We start from the raw sequence: 16,468 nt of genomic DNA on the forward strand, positions 1-16,468 counted from the left end.
AAACTTCGAACCCGTTAAGCGATTTGTCATAGCACGTAAACCTGTCAATCATCCCGAACGGAAAATTCCGCATTATCCCCATAGCTCCAGCGGCTATTCACGGCGGTGCCGCTGAAGGGATCGTACATTATCGTTCAAAATGCAGGCGAGGACCGCAAAAGTCGCCGCGATCGAAGGAACGCGCAACGGATAGTCCCCCAAACTGGCTAGTAACAAGAGACCCATAACTATGAGACACATCAGCCCTTGCTTCGCCGCAGTTGCCGAAGCAAGCCGATTCTTGAATAAAACGGCAACCCGAGTGACAATCCAGACGAATGCTGCCGCAGCTATTCCCATTGCAGGTAGACCGCCCTCTATTAGAAATTGAAGCCAATCATTGTGAGCCTGGTTTAAATATCTCGTACTAAGAAGGTTCTGGGGTTCGTAGATTTTGTACAAATGCTCGAAAGAACCAAATCCGCCACCCCAGGGAAAGTAGATCTCAACCATATGTATCAGGGTAGGCAGCGTCTGAAACCGCAGCTCCAATAACCGGTCTGCTCCCAATAGCCGATCAAGAGCCAATGAACGGGAGAGCAGAACTGATGACGCCGCTATGCCGATAATTGCGATGACACTGGCAATGAAAAGCACATTCCGCGTGGAAAATGTCATGGATTTCTGTTTCGCACCGCGCCCCGCGCGCCTTTTGGTTGCCGAACGAAAATGTTCAAAACCAATAAAAGACAGAGCCAGAGCGATTGCCGGAAACATAAGCAGCAAACCTGCTCTTGATCCAATAATGAAAATCAGAGGTACAAATATCAATATCGCGATAATGCTGGCATAATATTTCCGGTCGACTGATTTCCCGCCCTGCGTACGCGAAGCTGCGTACCAACCCAGCATCGCGATTGCACAAGCAAGCATGATCGCTTGATGGTTGCGATTTGCAAAAAGACCTATGGCCATTCCGTTATTGCTTATGCGGTAAAGATAAAATGGTCCGCGAGGCGGCCCGACGATTTGAAAAATTCCCCACAACGCACTCACCGCACAAAGAACAATGATGACCGGTACCGCGCGCCTGCGATACTCCCGATCAAGATTCAGATATAGCATCATCGCGGCAATCGGCACTGCAAGCGAGAACAAGCTGTTCAAGGTTTTTGAAGGCGACAGGGTTAAGGGCCGCCACGGCTGCTCGATACCGGCGAGATTCGCAATTTCAGCGAATATCTGCCGTTCCGGTAATGCCGTCCAGACAGAAGGGGGCAGCGGTATCAACTGGATGACCATTAGGGCCAGCAGAGCACCCGCAATATAAAGCGGGAACGCCCGCCCCTTCCATTGCTCAGGAGCCTTTACGGTGAGTGCATAAGCACAAAAAATAACCGCAAGTGGCCGTAGCACAAGTAACGACTGGATGTCGTCCCTCGCTCCACCACCCATGAAAAACACGAGCACGAAGAAAGCAACAAACGCATAGAAGCCCGTTGCTGGCGTCGAAAGATTGTGTGTGATTTTCCTCAGTTTTTTCTTGGTAGAGGTCATATCTTCAATTTTTGCGCTCTGTTTACAATAACGGGCTCGATTCAATTGAGCTCTAATCGAACAAACCGATGATGGCTATCCGTAAAACGAGGTCGGTCTTTTTTTGCAATATCTCATTACGCCGGAACCGTTCCAACCCACTGATTTCCTGTATATTCCATAGAATTGCCGTGCGTTTCGGCAACGATCTGAGCGCCTGATCCCATAGGCGCGGCAGGATTATCTATCTTGATGCCTGTCGAGCGGGAATGAACATATAACATATATTGTCTTCGCTCGTCCCGACCACGATAGATTTGTCCGCTGGCGAAATTGCCATAACGGACATTGCTCTTATAATTGTTTTCGTTGTCCGGATTTGCTTTATCCCTATATTGAAGATGATGTCTATTCGGTAGGGGCGGCGGAAATGACGTTTTTCAGTTGGCTATGGCCTAAAAGCAGTCCGGAACTGCCTGAAACGACCGAACCGAATTTATTGCTCAAACTAAACAGTGAATTTGACAAGTCAAAAAGAGTCTTACTCTGGCATGCGACTTTGACGCTTTTAGTTGGATCAGCGACCTTGATGAATCAGGATAGTAAATGCTTTCGTTTCGCAATGGTGAGTAATTTCAGCCTGCCTCCGGGATTTCTCTCCATGCTATTGCTGGTTTACGGATTATATCTCTGGTGGATGTTCGAGTACCATTTAAAACGGGTGGAGGCTCGAAATAGTCCCAAAATGCACAAGTCAGAGGAAGACCGCTTTGATATTCAAATCAAGGCATTGGCAGGTGACATTGAAAAACATCGAGAGTTGTTGAATCAACATGGCGATTTAAATGTAGTTGAAAATCGAAAAAATTTCGAATTAGTTAGTTCAAAAATCAATGACCTTTTAAATTCAGGAACAAAATCGGGTAGTGTCGCTGATTTTCTTCAAATCATGGAAAAAACAATATCGGATAAAATAAGCAACTTTGTCGAAAATTACAACGGTAACCTCTCATCACACCGGACTGACCGAAATCAAATGGGGGAACAGATACATCAAGCAAGTGCAGAGGCCCGTCGCTGTATCGAAAACCATTTAGCAGAACAAACTAGTGCGCTTGAGCAACAATTACAAATGACACTCGGGTCTCTGAACAGCAGTGAGAGTTCTGCGAAAGAGGCCGCTACCAGCTTAAATGAAGTAGTTGATGTCGTTAAGAAGCTTGCGACTTCGGTAGGAAGCTTGAGCAATGAAATAAGGAACGCGGATATACAAAAATTCAAATTCTCTGATAAGTTTGTACCGCGCTTTATGGCTGCTGGAACACTGCTTCTGATGTTGGGAACGCTTGCCAGCCTATTTTCCTCTAATTCACCATTTTGGTCGTGTAGCACACTCTAGTCAGCACAATATTGGCTGCCGTAAGTACGCTATTTCACGTTCTAATCACGGAGACGGAAAGCCAGCAGGTCTTTGTGGAAAAGCTCGAAATAGCGAGCGAGAGTAAGTTACGTGAACGCACTGAAACCCCGGGAGACAACCTAAGATTCGGGATTTTCAGCGATGAAATGAACAAGCCAGTGGCGGACACGGAGTCCGTATAATATATCTTCTATATTGTTGATAATCTTATATATAATCTATGACTATATTATTTTCCCCACATTATTGCCCACGTTTACAGCTTGTCACTGCTTCGGAGCGAAGATGCGGTCGGCATATCGGATAGCCATTAAACTGGACGTTACGGCCTCCAATTAACTTCTGGCTCGGAGCAAATATCGCGCTGGAATTCAATTTTAATCTCATCACAAATAAAGTCTGCGCCCGCCTCAAAATCACGTTCTAGATATTTTGGCGAACCAGGGCGAAAAGATCGCGGGTACATCTCTGCCATCAATTCGTTCGAGATTACCCTGCCATCGATTTCTGCTCGCCCAGCTTCTGCAACTAACGAAGAATTGGAATCGCATGACCCAATAAGTGCAAGGGCGGGCACCCAAAGCCAAGGCATTAATATTAAGCCCAGCCCCTTCATGCGTCTAGAATAGTCCATCTCAGCTCCCCTGCGACTTCTATTGGCGATAGATATGCCGATAATGGAAGTTCCGAGCAATCAAATACCATCCTTTACTTACGAGAATCCACAGCATCGCGCGCCATGTTCGCTCAATTCCCTCGCGCGCGGGCGAGAAACTGTATTAACGCTATCACCGTTGATTGGAGCCGGTGTCCGGTTTAGTGGCCCCAGAGATTGCAACGCCCCCCGAAGCCATAGCTGTGAATGCGGGAGCATTGCGCTGGCTACGCTGTTCGGAATCAAGTGCTTGATCTTTTGACCCGCCTCCTCTGTCTTTTGATGGTAGCATGGATGCGGTGGAAGCATTGCGGAGCCAACGTCTGATGAAGTAGGATTAGCGCAGCAGCGAGAGGAGGCAAGAATTGACTATTGGGAAAGAAGAGGCCGAGGCCGCTTGGCTGGGGTTGAGTAATCGGATTAATAGGCTGGAGAGTGAAGTCGACAATGTAGACAGGTATTACGACCTGGAACTTGAAGATCTTCAAGATCGCATCGATAGCCTAGAGACGATGCTCGGGTTGTTTGCCGTTTCTCTGCTTACGACCTTGGTAATCTATTTTCTTGACCACTTGTTTGATCTGGATGGCTTGTCAGCAGGCGTTTCCGGCGTAATAGTGTGGCTGACTTTTGCTAGTTTATTGCTGGTGGAACGCATGCGAAGGGAAAAAAGAAGGTGGATCGCGCGCGACGCGAAGCGTTAATGCGAGGTGGATTTATTGTTTGTGGCCATCTCGGACAATATCCGCGAAAGCTTTCAGACATAGTTTGGGGCCGTTCGCTTCCGCCGAATAGCCGATAGCGTGCGAGACATGGCAACACCGCATTTTTCTCGAGCATGCGGAATATGCAGATTCTGCGTTCATGTCACAAAAACTGTGTCGTCAAAAATCTCTTGTTTGTCTCTCTGACCGCTCCATGCGCCTCTTCACCGACAATATGTGAAAATGGCTCGTATGTACTATCTGCTAACTCTAGCGCTCCCGCAATTCTAGCCGCTTCAATTCTCTTGTCTGCAGGATTATCTTCGTCCCATGAATACGATTCAAGCCAAGAATCAGGAAAATCGGAATAAGGCTCAAAATCTGTTGCCATTGACCCCAAGCCCCCGAATTGTTCTGCCAACAAAGATTTTATCGCGGGGCGTGTAAAATGTTCTGATATATATTTGCGAATTATCATCCGTCGAATTCCGCAAACTATTATCGCGCCAAACCAAAAAGCGGATATCCAGATGAATGTACTTACCCTTTCATCTGGTTGACTCACGAAATAGGTGATGGTGGCAATAATCAGGCAATCTACTACAAAACTATAGAAACCAACCTTTCCTTTTGATTGGTCTAGAATATGAACAATCGTCATCTTTTTACCCCCGAATTTTGAGACGGCCCCGTCGCTTTACGCTAGTCTTGCTCCCTTCATCCTAGAGAGGCAAGTCCGCCCTAATTCACAAATCGCGCCATCGCTTTCGTCAATTTCACCGCAACCAAAGTATCTGCCGAATAAGCTCCATGCTTCCAAGCGTTCCGATTACCTTTAGGAGCCCCCGGATTAGTCCCGCCGTGCATCCTGCACCGCTTCTTGCCCTTTACTGCTGGCGATTGGCACTCCGTTCCCTTGCGGGTCATGGCCAAGCATCGGGGAGCCTTCGTCGCACTTTGCATGGGATTGTTTGTCGGTTTTTTCATTATGCCCCCCTGTCTGGACGGTATCGGCAATAACTGCTTGGCCGCCACGGTTATCGACATGAACATGTTTTACGGTTTGCGTGCCATCCCGCACCATTTTATCCAAAGTCTCGATAGTCGTTCGGCATTGCGATTGCGCCTTGAGCGCCATCCGCATGAACCGTTCTGAAGCATCAAGATGCTTTTCGACATTTGCCTCCGATCTCGCCACCAAAAGAGTAAATATGGAATCGAGCGCCATCGCCTGAGAAGTCAGAATATCTTTCTGGTCATCTAGGCTATTCGCCCGGACATTTGCACACGCCTCCGCCATGATCTCGACGGTTTCGGTAAAATCCGGTTGCTTGCCGTTAAAATGCTTCCCGCCCATTGAACCAACGATATAGCCATTGCGGATCATCGGTCGCATCGCTGCTTCAGTCAAAATACGGCTGTCCGATTTACCGCCTTCCCGTTTGATGTTCAAATGACCTGCCTTGTCGCTTTCTGACGCTTTACTCATTTCGCTAAACTCCTGTGCCTATGGCTATAGATGTATATGTGGACGGATTTTCCGCCCTCGAACTGGACCAATTGTGACCATTCACGGCTGGATTTTCCTGCCTGTCGGAACAAGGGGGGACAGCCCTTTTACCGTCACGGCTGGATTTTCCGTCCCTGCCTGTTGGTTTTTCCGTCCCGTCGTTTTTTTCGGGCTGCCATCTCATGAATGTTTTTTCGGCTGGCTTGTCGCCAATCGGATACATCGTGAGCGCCCATTCCGTCGCACGGCTTTCTGTTGGGGACTTTCGGTTAAAACCGCCCCGCTGCATCGCCTGAATGAAGCCAGTCGCTTCCAACTCTCGCACATATTTAGCGATAGTTTGTCGGTCGCTAACTTTGATGGCCTCAGCCATATCCCGTTGGCTGAAGATGATCCTGCCATTGTTCCTGCCATTGAAGCGGCCATGAAACTCGACGAGCAACGCACGCGGTCCCGGCTTGAGTGAACGATAGGCCGGACAAGCCAGCATCCAGAACGGCAGTTTGACGAATTGCTCATTTACCGACCGGCCCTTGGCATTCAATTTGGTCTTTTTATGTCGCATAAGATTGTCGGGACGACCGTTGCCAGCCGCCCCGCCCCGTATAAGCCGCTAGGCTGCCTTCTTAGGCTGTTTAACGTCGAGGATGGTTACTGGCGTCGTCAGTTCATGTCTGCCGTGCCAGCCGCCCTCATGCGGCTCTTTGTGGGTTACAATCGTCAATCCATGCTTGTGCCGAAGATCAAAGCAATATGCAGAGAACCGATAGGCCCAGGATGATACTTCCTGAGCTGTCACACCCTTCCGCCCTGCATCCGATAACCGCAGCAACGCCTTGGCGGTCTGCCCTCGCACCGTAAACTGACCCAGCGGTCCAAGCGCGGTCACCTTGAACACGCCGCTCATAGGTCACCCCCGATCCCGCTGTTGTCGAGAATGACAGAGGCGAGTTCATATCGAACTAAATAGCGTTCACCCAATCGGCACAATATTTGTTTTTTGTGCGTAGAGATTGTGCTAATCGGTTTTTCGAGATTGCTTGAGAGAGCCTTCTTGTTGGCCTTCGTCCCGGTGACCGCCGGGACGTTGGCTTTTTCTTTTGGGGCGAGCGATTTGTCGGTCTGTATCGTCATCATGCCGCCTCCCCTTTATATTCTGGGAGGCTTGCCGCCCATGCTTCCGCATCTTCGCGCCGGATACGGCTGGCCGTCCCCATTTTAACGATGGTCAGTTGTTTCGATGCTGCGAGACGATAGGTCTGTGAGCGCGAAATTGAGTAACGCTTCATGAAGTCGTTTATTGTCATCAAGTCTGCCATTGGGCTTTCCTTTCGGGCGTTTTGAAAGCGCCAAGGTTATCCAATGGCGCACCGAGCAATACCGGTGAGCATCGTAGAGCATATTCAAGTGGTGATTCGAAAAGCCCTATTGAGGGTCAATTTCTGGCGGCAATAGGGCAGGCCGTTTTAGATGAAGCCGAATAGAATCTCGCATGACCTTATCAAGATTCGTTGAAGCGCCTCTGTAACTGGCGGCATTTAACATTCGAACGAAAAAGTCAGGCCAGTGCCCAAATTGCTCAGGTTCGTCATTAGAGCCATATCCATACCCGGCGTGAGCGACCTTGCAACCAAAAGCCCCTTCGAAAACAGCGGCAAGGGCCACTCCAAGATAGACTCTCTCTTGCATTTTTGCAGACTGCTTCCAACGCGTAGGTTGTTTCTGTTTTCGCATTTGATCCGCAGCATTCTGGGTGAAAATTGCCAACCAGTGTAATTGAGCCTTCGCAGCGGTGAAGTCTTTGAAACTGATTGGCTCTCCAACAGTATAGCCCTCTGGAGTGGTATAACCATCAAGGTCAGATGTTTGCCAAGCAAAGTGATATAGCGCATTCTCGGAGTCGGCCGAGATAGAATAGATGTTCTCATATAGCTGTCGGGCTTGAGCCGCAAAACCGTCCAGTTCTTTGGCCATATCCAGATTGCTTTTGCGTTCCGCGATTTGCCCACCAAGGCGTATGCCGTGATACATTGCCCAGCGGACGTAAGTCCCGATCCAAGCAATCGTTTTGATTGGGTTAATGGGGAAACCTTCCAGCGCGGTGGCAACTTTTTCGTCTGTTATAGCCGAAATCCAAGGTCCGGTTTCGTGCAGTCGATAAATCCAATCGCCTTGCTCTTGGTCTGATTGGCTCATTGATCTCTGACCAATTTCAGGGTTCCAGTAGCGGTGCCGCGACAATAATCCGCCCAATTATCCATTAATATCCGTCTCTTATCGAACATACTCCCCCTCCTGTAAGCCGCCTCCGTTTTGTCTTTTATGGTATGCGCCAAGGCCATTTCGGCAACGTCACCAGCAAAGCTGGTTTCCTCTCCCACCCAATCGCGAAAACTGGAGCGGAATCCGTGAACGGTGAACGGCAAGGCTTGGTCCCGCAATATTTTGGTCAGAGTCATATCGGAGAGTGGTTTGCCTTTCTTGGTCCCTTGAAAGACGAAATCGCTGCCCGCTATGCGATGACCCTTTGCGGCCTCAATTACGGCCAGCGCGGCCTTTGAAAGCGGAATGACATGTTCCCGTCCTGCTTTCATCCGTTCGGCTGGAATGGTCCATGTTGCCGCTTCAAAGTCGATTTCATCCCATGTCGCCAGCCGGACCTCTCCAGACCGCGCAGCCGTCAAGATTGCCAGTCGTAAGGCCAGCGCACCAATGCTGTTCTTTTCCTGTAATGCCCTCGTAAATTCGGGGACGTCAGAATAAGGCATGGCAGCAAAATGCCTCTTCTGTCCCTTTGGCACTTTGGGAAGCGACTTGTTGATGATGGCCATCGACAAAGGCGCGTCGCGGTAGCCCTTGGCCACCGCCCAATCGACAATCGTATTGATACGCTGCCGCACCCGCGTTGCGGTTTCATGCTTGGTCAGCCAGATAGCCGCCAATATGTCCCGCACGGCTGGGCCATCGATCTGGTTGACCGCCCTGTCTCCGATGGCAGGGAAAGCATAAGCCTCCAGCGATGAAATCCACTGGGCATTGTGTTTCTTGTTTTTCCACGCTTTGCGTTGTTCGGCATAGACCAGCGCCGCCGCCTCGCGGAATGTTGGAATGCCAGCCGCCTTGCGCCGTTCGGCTATCGGGTCGACGCCCAGTTCAATCTGGCTTCGCGCTATTGCTGCACGGTCGCGCGCAACGGCAAGCGAGACTTTCTTGGCGCTGCCCAATCCAATATCGCGCCGACGCCCGTCTTTCTGCACCCGCACCATCCAGGAACGGGAACCAGATTTGCCAACGACCAGATAGAGTCCATCGCCATCGCCATAACGCCCAGCCGCTTTTGCTGCCTTTACCGCCGTTGCTGTCAGACTGCCCATTTCGCTTTCCCCACACTATTTCCCACATCGTAATCGGGTTAACAGGGAATAGCAAGCGACAGTGAGTTACACGGAAGCCCAGAAAACCCTTAGTGAAACCTTATGGTTCGGGATTTTCAGGAATTGGGAGATATAGGGAAATGGCGGACACGGAGGGATTCGAACCCTCGAAGGACCGTGAGGCCCTTGCCTCCTTAGCAGGGAGGTGGTTTCAGCCGCTCACCCACGTGTCCAAGCAGTTGGCTAGAAGGCGCGCTATAACCATCCATCGCGCTGGCTGCAACGGGTAAAGTGGGCCTTATAAAAACATCCTCCAAAAAGTCGGAATGGGGTCAATTTTGGCGTTGAGACTCAAACCGCCGCATAATCGACTCATTTCGTCGTCCGTTCATTGCGTGGTCAGGTCCAACGGTCGAGAGCTTTCGGCGGCTGGTAATGGGAAGGAGTTTACCCATGTTACCGTTGTGCGTGAAGAAATCTTTGGGACTATTTGCTGTTTTGGCCATGGCCATGACACCAACAATGTCGCCTGCATTTGCCCAGGTGGAGACGGTCGATCCCAATGACATGATCGACGCCGATCTGGCAGCGCCCGACTATGACGGCAATTTCGAATCCGATACCTCGCGCCCGACGATGGTCGAGGACGCGCCGATGGACAGCACCGTCGACGCCGATATTGTGCCGCCCTATGGAACAGAGGCCCCGGCGGCGGACGGGGCAGTTGCCAATACGGTCGACGACAGCGCCACATATCAGGACGATGACCTGATCGGAGCGGCGGAAGGGGTCTTCGGCAAAGGCGCAAAAGGTCTCGCCGAAGTGATCGAGGATATCCTCAAGAAACAGGGCCGCCCCAACGCCTATATCGCAGGCCGCGAAGCCAGCGGCGCCTTCATCGTCGGATTGCGCTATGGCTCGGGCAAGCTTTACCACAAGATTGAGGGCGAGCGTCCGGTTTACTGGACCGGGCCGTCGATCGGTTTCGATGTCGGAGGCAACGCGGCGAATACCTTCGTACTGGTCTATAATCTCTATGATACCGAAGAATTATTCCAGCGCTTCCCGGCTGGCGAAGGCGCTGCCTATTTTATCGGCGGCTTCCATGTCAGCTATTTGCGCAGCGGCGACAAGGTCCTGATCCCTGTACGGCTCGGTGCCGGTCTGCGCCTCGGCGCCAATGTCGGCTATATGAAATTCAGCAAGAAGCAGAAATGGCTGCCCTTCTGACCAGCTGATTCACCCGCTACCGGTCGACGGTCTTCGGGTCAGGCTGTCGACCGGACCATTTCCATCCTCGCCAGATAACGTGCCAATATATCAATCTCGAGATTGACCGGCCGCTCCGGTTCCAGCTCCCCGAGCGTGGTCACCTGCGCGGTGTGCGGGATAATATTGAGGGTGAACAAAGCGCCCGTTTCGTCATCGGTAACCGCATTCACGGTCAGCGAGACGCCATCGACCGTGATCGATCCCTTGGCGGCAATGAATGGCGCCAGATCCTTCGAAACCCGGATCAGAATCTCGCGAGAATCACCGGCAGGCTTGCTTGAAACCACCTCGCCGACGCCATCAATATGGCCGGTTACAATATGGCCGCCCAGTTCATCGCCGACCTTCAGGGCACGCTCAAGATTGAGCCGGCGTCCGACGGTAAACTGTCCTTGCGCAGTGCACGCGAGGGTCTCGCTGGATATGTCGACCGCAAACCAGTCCGGGCCCTTGTCGACCACCGTAAGGCAGACGCCCGAACAGGCAATCGACGCGCCCATGTCGACACCGTCCATGTCATAGCTGCACTGAATGTGTGCGCGCAGGTCGCCACGCTGGTCGAGCGACGAAATCGCGCCGATATCTGAAACAATGCCTGTAAACATGGGCGATCCTATTTGCTGAGCCTATTTGCCGTGAACGGAACGAAACCTAGGCGGCGCGATCATATATCTCAAGCATATCCTGCCCGAGATCGCGCTGCTCGATACGCCGCCACTGGTCGTGCGCATCGCCCAGTCTTTCCAGCCCGATATCGGCGATGCCGGGCAGGCCGCCGCCGATAATGATCGGTGCGCGATAGAGCAGAAGCCGGTCGACCAGATCCGCCTGCAAGAAAGATGTGGCGGTTTTAGCGCCGCCTTCAACCAGCAGCCAGTTGATATCGGCGAGATCCGCTATCGCCGCCGGCTCGGCAATTTGCAGCCAATGCGCCGGCATTCCGGGATCATTGCCGAGCACAACCGGCTGGGGTGAACGGTCCGTCAGTCCGTCGATCCGGACATCAAGCCCTGGCCGGTCCGCCCGCGCCGTGCCTGCTCCGACCAATATGGCATCGCTGCGCGCACGTTCGAGATGGGCATGCGCCCGCGCCCGGTCACCGGTGATCCACTGGCTTGTGCCATCTGCCATCGCAATACAGCCATCGAGCGACATCGCAAGCTTGAGCGTGACAAAGGGGCGCGCTTTTTCGACGCGGCACAGAAAGCCGGCCATCGCACGGCGCGCCTGATGCTCGCGGATACCGACCGAAACAGGAATGCCTGCGTCGCCCAGCCGGTCGATGCCTCTGCGCCGGGTCCGTTCATCCGCGTCGAGCGTCGCGACAATCACTCTTTTGGGTTTGGCGTCAATGATTGCATTACTGCAGGTCGGACCACGGCTGCTTTCATGGGCACAGGGCTCCATGGTCACATAAATGTCGGCGCCTTTGGCCGATGCGCCAGCCTGGGCGAGCGCCATTTCCTCGGCATGCGGCCTCCCCCCTGGCTGGGTCCAGCCGCGACCTATGATTATGCCCCGTTTGACAATGATGCAGCCGACGTTGGGATTCGCACCGGTCCTGCCACGACCTCGCTCCGATAAAGCCAGTGCCGCTGCCATGAACTGTGCATCGCCGATACGATCTAGCATTCCAGGCCGGCGGGGCGTTCCACCTCCACCTCGCCGCGAGCCCGCCGTTCCGCGACGGCTTCCCGTTCGATTTCGTCGACATCCATGCCGGACATCCGCCCCAGTGATTTCACCGCTTCCCGTCGCTTCTCTTCAAGCTTGTCTTTCAGACACTGAACTTGCCAGCGGTCCTGCAGGATTTCCTCATCCGTCCGGTCGGTCGTCCAGTTTTCGACATAAATGACCTCCTGGGGTATATAAGTGTACGTATTTACCTTGGGATCGAGCCAGAAAAGGAACAGAATGAACGTCGTGCAGGCAATCGCCATCAGTGCCGGAAGCAATCGCTCGCCCGGTTCATTCTGACGCACAAAGGCAATCAGGTCGCCAAACCCGCCGGTCACGGATGCATCTTTTAACAAGCCCATTTGCTTCAAATAGTGCGGACGCACCCGTATGACCAGCCCTTCCCGCAAATTTGACGCGGGAAAATTGGGACCGGGCATCCGGCGAAGCGGTCAGCCATTGATTTCAAAGCGGACTTTCAGCGTCATCCAGCTTTCGATCAGCTTGCCGTCCCTGGTCGCTGCCGTGAAACGCCACTTGGCCAATGCCTGTTTGCGCGTAGCGTTCCAGAAATCTTCATGGGGCGATTCGAGCAATTGAATGTCCTTCACCCGGCCGTCGGTGCCGACCAGCACCCGGACGCTCACCTCGCCCTCCTGTTCCCGCCGCAATAGGCCTGCCGGGTAACGGGGCTGAAAATTCTCGGCGTAACGGGGGTTTAGCCGCGCATCGACGATGACAGGATCGGGCGCAATTTTTATCGGATCGATGCGAAATTCGTCGCCGAGACCGCCCGATCCGCCCCTGATGTCGATATTCCCATAGTTGTTCACCGAAACAAACGGGTCAGGACGATCAATATTGGTTGGTCGTTCAGGCAGCGTCTGCTTTGTTGGCGGCCCTATTGCAATCTCGGGCTTCTTCTTTTCGATCACGGGTTCGGGTTGCTTTTGAACTTTCACCGAAAAGGCGTTGATAGTCCCCTTGAGTTTCTCGGGCACCACGATTTCGGGCATCGCCATCGCGCCGGCAATGATCAGCGCGTGAACGGCAACCGCCATCGCCACGCCTTTCGAACGAGGTGTCCTGTTCTCGTAAACGGAAACATAGCTCATGATCCTATCCTCTCATCCATCCTCAACAATGGCGGAGCGGCCGGTGCCTGTTTGACTATCTGGTCGCATCACCAATTGTTATGTTATACTATAACATTAAATATTGCAAACGCGGCACTTCAAGGATGAAAAATTGTTTTTATAGAGGTGGTTAGGCGGCAGCCGCGGCCAGTCTAGCGAGCGCGGCTTCCCGACCGATCAAGGGAAGCAAGGCGTTCATATCCGGACCATGGTCGAGTCCGGTCAGCGCTTGGCGCAGCGGCATGAACAACGGCTTGCCCTTGCGTCCCGTCGCCTCCTTGAGCGCGCCCGTCAGATCCTTCCAGAGATCAGAAGATGCTTCCAATTCTTCCAGTTTGCCGTGCGCGATCGCCAGAAATTCACGGTCTTCAGGCGAAAATGCGGGCATGGAAACCGGCCCTGTCACCACCTGCCACCATTGGTCAACATCGCCCATATCGTGCAGGTTCGGACGGATCACCGCCCACGCCTCGGCAGTCATGGTTTCCGGCAGCCGATCCTTCACATCCGCATAATCGAGCAGATGCACAATCTTCTGGTTGAGCTGGGCCAATTCTTCGTCATCAAAGCGCGCCGGTGCGCGGCCAAAGCGGGCAAAGTCGAAACTGGAAATCAGCTGCTGCACATCGGCAATCGGTTCCACCGGATCGCTTGTCCCGATCCGGGCGAGCAGCGCGACAATTGCCTGCGGTTCGATATTCTTCTCCCGAAAGCTGCTGACACCAAGCGAACCCAGTCGCTTGGAGAGTTTGCCCTCGGTGCCGACGAGCAATGCTTCATGCGCAAATTCGGGCGGCTTTGCGCCCAGCGCGTGGAACATCTGAATCTGCACCGCCGTATTGGCAACATGGTCTTCACCGCGCACGACATGGGTGATTGCCATCTCGATATCGTCGATTGCCGAGGGCAACATATAGAGCCAGCTACCGTCTTCGCGAAGGATGACGGGATCGGACAGCAGAGCCGGATCGAAATTCTGGTCGCCCCTGATCAGGTCGGTCCAGGTGATGGGTTTCTCGTGATCCAGCTTGAAGCGCCAGTGGGGCTTGCGCCCTTCGGCTTCATAGGCCGCAATCTGTTCCGCTGTCAGATCGAGCGCCGCGCGATCATAGATTGGCGGTTTTCCGCGACCGAGCTGGATCTTGCGCTTGAGATCCAGTTCCTGCGCGGTCTCATAGGCGGGATAAACCCGTCCATCGGCCTTCAGCCGCGCGAACTGCTCTTGATAACGGTCAAAACGTGCCGACTGTCTTTGCTCTTCGTCCGCCGCCAGACCAAGCCATGCCAGATCGGCCCGGATCGCCTCGACATATTCTTCCTTCGACCGCTCGGCATCGGTATCGTCGAGACGCAGCAGAAATGTGCCGCCCTCTTTCTTCGCGAACATCCAGTTGTGGAGCGCGGTGCGGATATTGCCGACATGAAGGTGCCCCGTGGGAGACGGAGCAAAGCGGGTTTTTATGGTCATACAGTCCTGAATGCGTTGGTTATCGGATAGCGTCGGTCGCGGCCGAAATTTCTGGTGCCAAGCTTGACGCCCGGGGGGGCCTGTCGGCGTTTATATTCGGCGATATAGAGCAGCCGCTCTATCCGCACCACTGTTTCCCGGTCGAAACCACGCCCAACCAGATCGTTGACCGACAATTCTTCCTCGATCAGGCCGTGCAATAGCGGATCGAGAATCTCGTAGTCCGGCAGGCTGTCACTGTCTTTCTGATCCTCGCGCAATTCCGCGCTCGGTGGTTTGGTGATCACCGTTTCCGGCATAACCGGTCCATCCGGGCCAAGACCCAGGCTTGGCTTGTTGTGATTGCGCCATGAAGAGAGCTTGAAAACTGTCAGTTTATAGGCGTCTTTCAGTACCGAATAGCCACCTGCCATATCCCCATAGATAGTGGCATAGCCGACGCTCATCTCGCTCTTGTTGCCTGTGGTCAGCAGCATATGACCGAACTTGTTCGATAGCGCCATCAAGGTCACCCCGCGAATTCGCGACTGGATGTTCTCTTCGGTGATATCGACATTGCGGTCGGAAAAACTGTCTTCGAGCATCGCATCAAAGGCTTCAACCGCCGGATTGATCGGAATAGTGTCCAGCCTGGTCCCCAGCATTCTGGCACAGTCCGCGGCATCATCCAGACTCTCCTGTGACGTGAACCGTGAAGGCATCATCACATTCCACACCCGGTCCGCACCCAGCGCATCGACTGCGACCGCGGCGGACAGGGCGCTGTCGATCCCGCCCGAAAGTCCGAGCAACACCCCGGGGAAGCGATTGCGGTTCACATAATCACGCAGACCAACAATCATTGCGTTATAGATATCGGCCGGATGGTCATCCAGCGGATGGATATCGCCCGGCGCGCAAGTCCAGGTAGCATTTTCCCGCGTCCAGTGCGTATCGACTATCGTCTCGTCCCAGTCGGGCAGCTGATGCATCAAGCTTGCATCACCATTAAGTACAAAGCTGGCGCCATCGAAAACGATCTCGTCCTGCCCGCCAACCCGATTAAGAAACAGCAGCGGCAGTCCTGTCTCCCTGACCCTCTGCGTCGCCACCTGCCCCAGACGCTTGTCATCCTTCTCGATCTCGTACGGGCTACCGTGCACCGAAATGAACAATTCCGCTCCTTGCGATTTCAGATGTTCACAAACCGTCGGGAACCAGACATCCTCGCAGATCGGCAGGCCGATCTTGCAGCCCTTGAAATCAATCGGCTCCGGCAAGGGCCCGGCGGTGAAGAGCCGCTTTTCGTCGAACGTACCATAATTGGGCAATTCAACCTTGTAGCGAATATCCCGGACATGACCACCTGCCAGCAGCGCGATGCCGTTGTAAAGCTTGTCGCCCTCGCGAAACACCGAACCGACCAGCATCGCCGGCCCGGGCCCTGCAGTCGCCGCCGCCAACCGGTTGAGCTCCGCCTCGGCCCGCTCCCAAACCGCCGGCTTGAGCACCAGATCTTCCGGCGGATAACCGATCAACTGCAATTCCGGGAATACGATCAGGTCGCTTTCCGACCGCGCGTCACGCGCCGCGATCATCGCATCGGCATTGCCACGCAAATCGCCAACGCTCTGGGTCAATTGGGCCATAGTGATGATAAGCTTTTCCGTCATCACGCCCTGATAGGAAGGGCCACAGTGCGGAGCAATCGAAATTAACGGAAATACGGACTTTTGATTCCTCCGCCATCTGTCTAAC

Annotated in this window: 20 protein-coding genes and 1 tRNA gene; 3 read left to right on the forward strand and 18 right to left on the reverse strand. The window is 53.3% G+C overall.

Annotation, left to right across the window (positions count from 1 at the left end; all coding sequences use genetic code 11):
- Positions 1–93: 93 nt before the first annotated feature.
- Entirely contained in the window at positions 94–1,581 is a 1,488-nt protein-coding gene (locus ACN0VD_RS04495) for an O-antigen ligase family protein (protein ID WP_417592059.1), read from the reverse strand.
- A 364-nt stretch (positions 1,582–1,945) separates the two neighbouring features.
- Between ACN0VD_RS04495 and ACN0VD_RS04500 the strand changes: the two genes are divergently transcribed.
- Entirely contained in the window at positions 1,946–2,914 is a 969-nt protein-coding gene (locus tag ACN0VD_RS04500) for a hypothetical protein (RefSeq protein ID WP_417592061.1), read from the forward strand.
- Positions 2,915–3,257: 343 nt separating this feature from the next.
- Here the strand turns inward: ACN0VD_RS04500 and ACN0VD_RS04505 are convergent, their stop codons facing one another.
- Complete coding sequence (locus tag ACN0VD_RS04505) at positions 3,258–3,569, reverse strand: hypothetical protein (protein ID WP_417592063.1); 312 nt, start codon at positions 3,567–3,569, stop codon at positions 3,258–3,260.
- 386 nt (positions 3,570–3,955) lie between these two features.
- Between ACN0VD_RS04505 and ACN0VD_RS04510 the strand changes: the two genes are divergently transcribed.
- Complete coding sequence (locus ACN0VD_RS04510; RefSeq protein ID WP_417592065.1) at positions 3,956–4,294, forward strand: hypothetical protein; 339 nt, start codon at positions 3,956–3,958, stop codon at positions 4,292–4,294.
- 163 nt (positions 4,295–4,457) lie between these two features.
- Here the strand turns inward: ACN0VD_RS04510 and ACN0VD_RS04515 are convergent, their stop codons facing one another.
- The 10 genes from ACN0VD_RS04515 to ACN0VD_RS04560 form a co-directional block, all read right to left on the reverse strand.
- A complete protein-coding gene (locus tag ACN0VD_RS04515; RefSeq protein WP_417592067.1) occupies positions 4,458–4,955 on the reverse strand; it encodes a hypothetical protein in 498 nt (165 codons plus the stop codon).
- A gap of 80 nt (positions 4,956–5,035) precedes the next feature.
- Complete coding sequence (locus ACN0VD_RS04520; protein WP_417592069.1) at positions 5,036–5,221, reverse strand: HGGxSTG domain-containing protein; 186 nt, start codon at positions 5,219–5,221, stop codon at positions 5,036–5,038.
- Positions 5,145–5,783 (reverse strand): hypothetical protein, encoded by a 639-nt coding sequence (locus ACN0VD_RS04525; RefSeq protein WP_417592071.1) that lies wholly within the window; start codon positions 5,781–5,783, stop codon positions 5,145–5,147. The genes ACN0VD_RS04520 and ACN0VD_RS04525 overlap by 77 nt, the downstream gene beginning before the upstream one ends.
- A 4-nt stretch (positions 5,784–5,787) precedes the next feature.
- Positions 5,788–6,369: a hypothetical protein gene (locus ACN0VD_RS04530; protein WP_417592073.1), complete on the reverse strand. Its 582-nt coding sequence runs from the start codon at positions 6,367–6,369 to the stop codon at positions 5,788–5,790.
- 48 nt (positions 6,370–6,417) lie between these two features.
- Positions 6,418–6,711, reverse strand: a complete 294-nt coding sequence (locus ACN0VD_RS04535) for a winged helix domain-containing protein (protein ID WP_417592075.1) — start codon at positions 6,709–6,711, stop codon at positions 6,418–6,420.
- Positions 6,708–6,941 carry a hypothetical protein gene (locus ACN0VD_RS04540; RefSeq protein WP_417592077.1) on the reverse strand — a complete coding sequence of 78 codons (234 nt, stop codon included), beginning with the start codon at positions 6,939–6,941 and terminating at the stop codon, positions 6,708–6,710. The genes ACN0VD_RS04535 and ACN0VD_RS04540 overlap by 4 nt, the downstream gene beginning before the upstream one ends.
- Positions 6,938–7,123, reverse strand: a complete 186-nt coding sequence (locus tag ACN0VD_RS04545) for a helix-turn-helix domain-containing protein (RefSeq protein ID WP_417592079.1) — start codon at positions 7,121–7,123, stop codon at positions 6,938–6,940. The genes ACN0VD_RS04540 and ACN0VD_RS04545 overlap by 4 nt, the downstream gene beginning before the upstream one ends.
- A gap of 106 nt (positions 7,124–7,229) precedes the next feature.
- Positions 7,230–8,000 carry a hypothetical protein gene (locus tag ACN0VD_RS04550; RefSeq protein WP_417592081.1) on the reverse strand — a complete coding sequence of 257 codons (771 nt, stop codon included), beginning with the start codon at positions 7,998–8,000 and terminating at the stop codon, positions 7,230–7,232.
- The gene (locus tag ACN0VD_RS04555; RefSeq protein WP_417592083.1) at positions 7,997–9,178 is read right to left on the reverse strand and encodes a tyrosine-type recombinase/integrase; all 1,182 of its coding nucleotides are present in this window, start codon (positions 9,176–9,178) and stop codon (positions 7,997–7,999) included. The genes ACN0VD_RS04550 and ACN0VD_RS04555 overlap by 4 nt, the downstream gene beginning before the upstream one ends.
- A 141-nt stretch (positions 9,179–9,319) precedes the next feature.
- A tRNA-Ser gene (locus ACN0VD_RS04560) sits at positions 9,320–9,411 on the reverse strand.
- Between the two features lie 220 nt (positions 9,412–9,631).
- On the opposite strand from ACN0VD_RS04560, the gene ACN0VD_RS04565 reads away from it, so the two are divergent.
- Positions 9,632–10,408, forward strand: coding sequence for a DUF1134 domain-containing protein (locus ACN0VD_RS04565; RefSeq protein WP_417592085.1), 777 nt, complete (start codon positions 9,632–9,634; stop codon positions 10,406–10,408).
- A 38-nt stretch (positions 10,409–10,446) separates the two neighbouring features.
- Here ACN0VD_RS04565 and ACN0VD_RS04570 read toward each other — a convergent pair whose 3' ends face one another.
- The 6 genes from ACN0VD_RS04570 to ACN0VD_RS04595 all read right to left on the reverse strand — a co-directional run bounded on the left by ACN0VD_RS04570 (position 10,447) and on the right by ACN0VD_RS04595 (position 16,383).
- Positions 10,447–11,055 carry a riboflavin synthase gene (locus ACN0VD_RS04570; RefSeq protein ID WP_417592087.1) on the reverse strand — a complete coding sequence of 203 codons (609 nt, stop codon included), beginning with the start codon at positions 11,053–11,055 and terminating at the stop codon, positions 10,447–10,449.
- A gap of 46 nt (positions 11,056–11,101) precedes the next feature.
- Entirely contained in the window at positions 11,102–12,082 is a 981-nt protein-coding gene (gene ribD / locus ACN0VD_RS04575) for a bifunctional diaminohydroxyphosphoribosylaminopyrimidine deaminase/5-amino-6-(5-phosphoribosylamino)uracil reductase RibD (RefSeq protein WP_417592089.1), read from the reverse strand.
- The gene (locus ACN0VD_RS04580; RefSeq protein ID WP_417592091.1) at positions 12,076–12,465 is read right to left on the reverse strand and encodes a hypothetical protein; all 390 of its coding nucleotides are present in this window, start codon (positions 12,463–12,465) and stop codon (positions 12,076–12,078) included. The genes ribD and ACN0VD_RS04580 overlap by 7 nt, the downstream gene beginning before the upstream one ends.
- Before the next feature lie 114 nt (positions 12,466–12,579).
- Positions 12,580–13,242: a TonB family protein gene (locus tag ACN0VD_RS04585; protein WP_417592093.1), complete on the reverse strand. Its 663-nt coding sequence runs from the start codon at positions 13,240–13,242 to the stop codon at positions 12,580–12,582.
- A 151-nt stretch (positions 13,243–13,393) separates the two neighbouring features.
- Complete coding sequence (gene gltX / locus ACN0VD_RS04590; protein ID WP_417592095.1) at positions 13,394–14,731, reverse strand: glutamate--tRNA ligase; 1,338 nt, start codon at positions 14,729–14,731, stop codon at positions 13,394–13,396.
- A complete protein-coding gene (locus tag ACN0VD_RS04595; protein ID WP_417592097.1) occupies positions 14,728–16,383 on the reverse strand; it encodes an NAD+ synthase in 1,656 nt (551 codons plus the stop codon). Before ACN0VD_RS04595 ends, gltX begins: the two co-directional genes overlap by 4 nt.
- Between the last annotated feature and the right edge of the window lie 85 nt (positions 16,384–16,468).

Source organism: Parasphingorhabdus sp. (assembly GCF_048267785.1).
Classification (GTDB): domain Bacteria; phylum Pseudomonadota; class Alphaproteobacteria; order Sphingomonadales; family Sphingomonadaceae; genus Parasphingorhabdus.

What these genes read in the sequence shown, in the direction of transcription:
- ACN0VD_RS04500 (WP_417592061.1), top strand. Translation starts at nt 1,946, where the DNA reads ATGACGTTTTTCAGTTGGCTATGGCCTAAAAGCAGTCCGGAACTGCCT.
- ACN0VD_RS04505 (WP_417592063.1), bottom strand. Translation starts at nt 3,569, where the DNA reads ATGGACTATTCTAGACGCATGAAGGGGCTGGGCTTAATATTAATGCCT.
- ACN0VD_RS04515 (WP_417592067.1), bottom strand. Translation starts at nt 4,955, where the DNA reads ATGACGATTGTTCATATTCTAGACCAATCAAAAGGAAAGGTTGGTTTC.
- ACN0VD_RS04520 (WP_417592069.1), bottom strand. Translation starts at nt 5,221, where the DNA reads ATGACCCGCAAGGGAACGGAGTGCCAATCGCCAGCAGTAAAGGGCAAG.
- ACN0VD_RS04525 (WP_417592071.1), bottom strand. Translation starts at nt 5,783, where the DNA reads ATGAGTAAAGCGTCAGAAAGCGACAAGGCAGGTCATTTGAACATCAAA.
- ACN0VD_RS04530 (WP_417592073.1), bottom strand. Translation starts at nt 6,369, where the DNA reads ATGCGACATAAAAAGACCAAATTGAATGCCAAGGGCCGGTCGGTAAAT.
- ACN0VD_RS04535 (WP_417592075.1), bottom strand. Translation starts at nt 6,711, where the DNA reads ATGAGCGGCGTGTTCAAGGTGACCGCGCTTGGACCGCTGGGTCAGTTT.
- ACN0VD_RS04540 (WP_417592077.1), bottom strand. Translation starts at nt 6,941, where the DNA reads ATGATGACGATACAGACCGACAAATCGCTCGCCCCAAAAGAAAAAGCC.
- ACN0VD_RS04545 (WP_417592079.1), bottom strand. Translation starts at nt 7,123, where the DNA reads ATGGCAGACTTGATGACAATAAACGACTTCATGAAGCGTTACTCAATT.
- ACN0VD_RS04550 (WP_417592081.1), bottom strand. Translation starts at nt 8,000, where the DNA reads ATGAGCCAATCAGACCAAGAGCAAGGCGATTGGATTTATCGACTGCAC.
- ACN0VD_RS04555 (WP_417592083.1), bottom strand. Translation starts at nt 9,178, where the DNA reads ATGGGCAGTCTGACAGCAACGGCGGTAAAGGCAGCAAAAGCGGCTGGG.
- ACN0VD_RS04565 (WP_417592085.1), top strand. Translation starts at nt 9,632, where the DNA reads ATGTTACCGTTGTGCGTGAAGAAATCTTTGGGACTATTTGCTGTTTTG.
- ACN0VD_RS04570 (WP_417592087.1), bottom strand. Translation starts at nt 11,055, where the DNA reads ATGTTTACAGGCATTGTTTCAGATATCGGCGCGATTTCGTCGCTCGAC.
- ribD (WP_417592089.1), bottom strand. Translation starts at nt 12,082, where the DNA reads ATGCTAGATCGTATCGGCGATGCACAGTTCATGGCAGCGGCACTGGCT.
- ACN0VD_RS04585 (WP_417592093.1), bottom strand. Translation starts at nt 13,242, where the DNA reads ATGAGCTATGTTTCCGTTTACGAGAACAGGACACCTCGTTCGAAAGGC.
- gltX (WP_417592095.1), bottom strand. Translation starts at nt 14,731, where the DNA reads ATGACCATAAAAACCCGCTTTGCTCCGTCTCCCACGGGGCACCTTCAT.
- ACN0VD_RS04595 (WP_417592097.1), bottom strand. Translation starts at nt 16,383, where the DNA reads ATGACGGAAAAGCTTATCATCACTATGGCCCAATTGACCCAGAGCGTT.